The sequence below is a fragment of the Streptomyces sp. NPDC088194 genome, from assembly GCF_040702025.1.
Taxonomy (GTDB): domain Bacteria; phylum Actinomycetota; class Actinomycetes; order Streptomycetales; family Streptomycetaceae; genus Actinacidiphila.
This window is the reverse complement of sequence record NZ_JBFBIV010000187.1, coordinates 1-6,364: the sequence shown is the minus strand read 5'-3', so window position 1 is coordinate 6,364 and position 6,364 is coordinate 1. Positions and strand designations below refer to the sequence as shown.

At 73.5% G+C, this 6,364-nt stretch carries 1 protein-coding gene; it reads left to right on the top strand.

Features of this window, described 5'->3' with window-relative positions; all coding sequences use genetic code 11:
• On the top strand, positions 1-6,364 hold a 6,364-nt coding region (locus AB0399_RS40115), incomplete at both ends, for an SDR family NAD(P)-dependent oxidoreductase (protein WP_366414647.1).

Sequence of the window (6,364 nt, the reverse complement as noted above, 5' to 3'; positions counted from 1 at the left end):
CGTTGCGGGCGCAGGCCCGGGCCGGGACGGCGGTGCCGTTGCTGGCCGGGCTGGTGCGTTCGCCGGGCCGCCCGGCCCGCGCGGGCGGCGGCGGTTCCCTCGCGACCCGGCTGGCCGGGGTGGACCGGGAACAGTGGGAGCGGGTGGCGCTCGATGTGGTGACGGCGCAGGTGGCGGCGGTGCTCGGGCACGCGTCGGCGTCGGCGGTCGACGCGGGCCGGGCCTTCAAGGAGCTGGGCTTCGACTCGCTCTCCGCGGTCGAACTGCGCAACCGGCTGGCCCAGGCGACCGGAGTCAAGCTCCCCGCCACCCTGATATTCGACCACCCGAGGCCGACGGCGGTCGCGAAGTTCCTGGTGACGCAGATGTCGGGCGTGAGCCCCGGGAAGGCGGTGGCGGCGCGGGTTCCGGCCCGGCGGCGGGCGGATGCGGACGAGCCGCTGGCGATCGTGGGCATGAGCTGCCGGTATCCGGGTGGCGCGTCGTCGCCCGAGCAGTTGTGGGACCTGGTCGCTGCGGGTCGGGACGCGATATCGGAGCTGCCCGGTGACCGTGGTTGGAACTTGGAGCGGCTGTACGACCCGGACCCCGATCAGGCCGGCACCGTGTACACGCGCGGCGGCGGGTTCCTCGACGAGGCCGGGGACTTCGACGCGGGGTTCTTCGGGATCAGCCCGCGCGAGGCGCTGGCGATGGACCCGCAGCAGCGGTTGCTGCTCGAAGGTGCCTGGGAGGCGCTGGAGGACGCCGGGATCGACCCGGCCTCGCTGCGCGGCAGCGACACCGGCGTCTTCTGCGGCGTCGGCCCCTCCGACTACGTCTCGGGGCTGATGACCGGAGGCGGCGGGCCGGAGCTCGAAGGGTTCCGGATGACCGGCGGAACCACGAGCGTGGTCTCGGGCCGGGTGGCGTACAGCCTGGGCCTGGAAGGTCCCGCGGTCTCCGTGGACACCGCGTGCTCGTCGTCCCTGGTGGCGATGCACCTGGCCGCGCAGGCGCTGCGTTCCGGTGAGTGCTCGATGGCGCTGGCCGGCGGCGTGACGGTCCTGTCCGGGCCGTTCCTGCTGGTGGAGTTCTCCCGGCAGCGCGGCCTGTCACCCGACGGCCGGTGCCGGTCGTACGCGGAAGGCGCCGACGGGACCGGCTTCTCCGACGGCCTCGGCCTGATCGTGATGGAGCGCCTGTCGGACGCCCGCCGTCTGGGGCACAACGTGCTGGCGGTACTGCGGGGCACCGCGGTGAACCAGGACGGCGCGTCGAACGGGCTGACCGCGCCGAGCGGTCCGGCCCAGGAACGCGTGATCCGGACCGCGTTGGCCTCGGCGGGCCTGCGCCCTGACCAGGTCGACGCGGTCGAGGGCCACGGCACGGGTACCCGGCTGGGAGACCCGATCGAGGCGCACGCGCTGCTGGCGACCTACGGCCAGCGCCGCGACGCCGGGCAGCCCCTGTGGCTGGGCTCGATCAAGTCGAACATCGGCCACTCCTCGACGGCGGCCGGCGTGGCCGGCGTCATCAAGATGGTGCAGGCGCTGCGGCACGAGCAACTCCCCGCCACCTTGCACGTGGACGCGCCGTCCCCGCACGTGGACTGGGAGTCGGGCGCGGTCAGGCTGCTGACCGAGGCCCGGCCCTGGCCGGCGGGGGAGCGGGTGCGCCGTGCGGGCGTGTCGTCCTTCGGCGTCAGCGGCACCAACGCGCACGTGATCGTGGAAGAGGCCCCGGCGCTCGCCGAGGAGCCCGAGCAGCAGCCCGAGGTGGTGCTGCCCGTGGTGCCGGTGGTGGTGTCGGCGAAGGATGAAGTGGCGTTGCGGGCGCAGGCCGGTCGGTTGCGGGAGCATCTGCTGGCGCGGCCGGAGCTGGGTGTGCTGGATACGGCGTTCTCGGCGGCGACGACGCGGGCGCATCTGGAGCATCGTGCGGCGGTGACTGCTGCTGATCGGGAGTCGTTGCTGGCGGGGTTGTCGGCGCTCTCTGTCGGTGAGCCGGGTGCGGGCATCGTCCAGGGACGTGCGGCGTCGGGGAAGACGGCGTTCGTGTTCTCGGGTCAGGGGGCGCAGCGGGCGCGGATGGGCTTGGGGTTGGCGTCGGTGTTCCCGGTGTTCAAGCGGGCGCTGGAGGAGGTGTGCGCGGAGCTTGATCCGCTGTTGGAGCGGCCGTTGTCGCAGGTGCTGGCGGCGGAAGAGGGCTCGGCGGAGGCCGGGTTGCTGAACGCGACGCAGTTCACGCAGGCGGGGTTGTTCGCGGTCGAGGTGGCGTTGTTCCGGTTGGCGGAGTCGCTGGGGATTCGGCCGGACTTCCTGGTCGGGCATTCGGTGGGGGAGATCGCGGCGGCGCATGTGGCCGGGGTGCTGTCCCTGCCGGACGCGAGCGCGCTGGTGGCGGCGCGGGGCAGGTTGATGGGTGCGCTGCCGGCCGGCGGCGGGATGGCGGCGGTGCAGGCTGGTGAGGAGCAGGTGCGGGAGTCGTTGGCCGGGTTCGAGGACCGGTTGTCGATTGCCGCGGTGAACGGTGCCCGGGCGGTCGTGGTGTCCGGTGAGCAGGAGGCGCTGGAGGAGTGGCTGCGGTTCCCGGTGTGGGAGGGCGTGAAGACGACCCGGTTGCGGGTGTCTCATGCGTTCCACTCGGCGTTGATGGAGCCGATGCTCGATGAGTTCGCGGAGGTGGCGGGCGGGTTGCGGTTTGCTGAGCCGGTCATTCCGGTGGTGTCGAACCTGACGGGTGCGGTGACGGTGCCGGGTGAGTTGGCGGACCCGTCGTATTGGGTGCGGCATGCGCGGGAGGCGGTCCGCTTCGCTGACGGGATCACCGCGTTGGCCGGGCTCGGGGTGACGCGCTTCCTGGAGTTGGGGCCGGACGGGTCGTTGACCGCGTTGGCCCGTCAGGTCTTGGAGGAGGTGGACAGCGAGGCGGTGCTGGTGCCCGCGTTGCGGGCTCGTCAGGGTGAGCCGGAGGCGTTCGCCGGGTTCCTCGGCCAGGCTCATGCCGCCGGGGTCGTGGTCGACTGGGCCGCGTACTACGCCGGCACCGGTGCCAGGACCGTATCCCTGCCGACGTACGCCTTCCAGCACGAGCGCTACTGGCTGTCCTCGCTCACCGGGGCGGGCGACCCCGCCGTATCCGGGCTGGGCAGGCTCGACCACCCGCTGCTCACCGCCGCGGTCCCGGTCGGCGACCAGGGCCAGTGGCTCTTCGCCGGGCGGCTGTCGCAGGAGGTCCAGCCGTGGAGCGCGGACCACGCCGTCCTCGGCGCGGTCATCGCACCGGGCGCGGCACTGGTGGAACTCGCCCTGGCGGCCGGCCGGCAGGTGGGCTGCCCGGTGGTGGACGAACTCGTCCTCCAGGTCCCGCTGCCGGTGCCCGTCCACGAGGCGGTGCCGTTGCAGGTCATGGTCGGCGAACCGGGCCCGGACGGCCGCCGCGACGTGGCGATCTACACCCGGTCGCGTGCCGCCGAGCAGGACGGCCCGGCCCCGGCGGACGACGTGATGACGTGCCACGCACGAGGTGTGCTGGCCGAGGAGACCGGCCTGCTCGCGCTGGCGTTCCCGGCCGAGTGGCCGCCGCCGGGCGCCGAACCGGTCCCGGTCGAGGGACTGTACGAGCGGCTGGCCGACGCCGAGTACGAGTACGGCCCCGCGTTCCAGGCGCTGCGGGCGGCCTGGCGCGACGGTCAGGACGTCTACGCCGAGATCGCCCTCCCCGAGGAAGCCGGGTCCGCGCGGGAGTTCGGGATTCACCCGGCCCTGCTCGACGCCGCGCTGCACGGCGGGCTGCTCGACCGGGACGGGACGTCGGCGGTGGAGCTGCCGTTCTCCTGGTCCGGCGTCCGGCTGGACCAGCGCGGGATGTCGCGGGCGCGGGTCCGGATCACCCCGGCCGGACGGTCCGCGAGCCGGATCGACATCGCCGACGAGAACGGCGGGCTGATCGCCTGCGTACGGGAACTCGCCTCCCGGCCGGTGGACCAGGCGCAGTTGGCGGGTGCCGCGCGGGCGGCCGACGGCTCGCTGTTCACGATGGAGTGGGCCGAGGTCGCGGGCGCGGACGGCGCTGCCCCGGCGAGCATCGCGGTGCTCGGTGAGGTCGCGGTGCCGGGTGCGCAGGAGGGTACGGAGGCCGGCGAGCGGTTCGCGGACCTCGACGCCCTGGTCGGCGCGGTCGCGGCCGGTGCGACGGTGCCGGACGCGGTGGTGACGGTGGTGCCGTCCGGCACGGTGCCCGAGGGCGGCGCGGCGGACGACGGCGCGGTGGACGTTGCGCGTTCGGTACGTGCGGTGGCGGCGCGGACGCTGGAGCTGGTGCAGGGGTGGCTGGCCGCGGATGCGTTGTCGGGTGCGCGGTTGGTGCTGGTGACGCGGGGTGCGGTCTCGACCGGTGGGGAGGCGCCGGATGTGGCGGCGGCTGCCGCGTGGGGTCTGGTGCGCAGCGCGCAGTCGGAGCACCCGGGACGGTTCGCCCTGGTGGACCTCGACCCGGCCGGCGACACCGGCGACACCGCCAACAGCTCCGACAACGCGGGCAGCGGTGCCGGCGAAGGAACGGCGCCGGACTGGGCCGCGCTCGCCGGTCTGGGAGACGCGCAGGTCGCGGTGCGCGGCGGGCGGGTGCTGGCACCCAGGCTGGCCCGGGCGACCGCGTCGGCGGCGCCCACCGAAGGGCCGTGGCTGCTGCAAGCGGTCACCAAGGGATCGCTGGAGGGCCTGGCGCTCGTCCCCTCCGACACCGACCGCCCGCTGGCCGCGGGCGAGGTCCGGATCGCCGTGCGGGCCGCGGGACTCAACTTCCGCGACGTGCTCATCACGCTCGGCCTCTACCCCGGCGACGCCACGCTCGGCAGCGAAGCCGCCGGGACCGTCCTGGAGACCGGTCCCGGGGTCACGGACCTCGCGCCCGGCGACCGGGTGATGGGCCTGACCGCCGACACCTTCGGACCTGTCGTGATCGCGGATCGGCGGATGGTCGCGCCGATCCCCGAGGGCTGGTCGTACGAGCAGGCCGCCGCGGTGCCGGTGGTCTACCTGACCGCCTACTACGGACTGGTGCACCTGGCCGGACTCGAAGCCGGGGAACGCGTCCTGGTGCATTCCGCGGCTGGCGGCGTCGGGATGGCGGCGGTGCAGATCGCCGCTCATCTGGGCGCGGAGGTCTATGCGACGGCGAGTCCGGCGAAGTGGGATGCCGTACGGGCCCTGGGTGTGCCGAGCGAGCGGATCGCGTCGTCGCGTGACCTGGAGTTCGCGGAGGTGTTCGCGCGGGAGACCGGCGGCGCGGGTGTGGATGTGGTGCTGGACGCGCTGGCGGGTGAGTTCGTCGACGCCTCGCTCGGGTTGTTGCCGAGGGGTGGGCGGTTCCTGGAGATGGGGAAGGCGGATGTTCGCGACCCGCAGGCGGTGGCTGAGGCTCATCCGGGTGTGGAGTACCGGGCGTTCGACTTGTTCGAGGTGAGTCCTGAGCGGCTGGGGCAGATGCTCGGTGAGATTCTGGAGATGCTCGACGGGGGCGTGTTGTCGCACGCGCCCATCCGTACCTGGGATATCCGCCGGTATGCGGAGGCGTTCCGGTTCCTGCGGGAGGGTCGTAACACCGGCAAGGTGGTGTTCACGGTTCCGCAGCCGGCGGACCCGGGTCACGCCGTACTGGTGACCGGTGGGACCGGGGGTCTGGGTGCGCTGGTGGCACGGCACTTGGTCACCGTTGGTGGTGCGCGGCATCTGGTGCTGGCGTCGAGGCGGGGTCTGGAGGCGCCGGGCGCGGGTGAGTTGGTCGCGGAGTTGGAAGCGGCCGGGTGCCACGTTCGGGTTGCCGCGTGTGATGTGGCCGACCGGGAGCAACTGACTTCTCTCCTCGGATCGTTGGAGGTTCCGCTGGCGGGCGTGGTGCACGCGGCCGGCGTCCTGGACGACGGGCTGCTGGAGTCGATGACGCCGGAGCAGCTTGATCGGGTGATGCGGCCGAAGCTGGAAGCGGCCCTCCTGCTCGACGAGTTGACGGCCGGCACCGACCTCCAGTCGTTCGTGCTGTTCTCTTCGGTGGCCGCGTTGATCGGGAGTGCGGGGCAGGGTAACTACGCTGCGGCGAATGCCGGGTTGGACGCGTTGGCGGCGTGGCGGCGGGCGCAGGGTCGTCCGGCGGTGTCGCTGGCGTGGGGTCTGTGGGCGGCGGAGACCGGGATGACCGGGGAGCTGGACGCCGCGCAACTGACCAGGCTCAGCCGGATGGGTGTGCAGCCCATGGCGGCCGAGTTCGGCCTCGAACTGCTCGACGCGGCGCAGCGGGTGGATGCCGCGCTGGTCGCGCCGGTGCAACTGGATCTGGCCGCGTTGCGGGCGCAGGCCCGGGCCGGGACGGCGGTGCCGTTGCT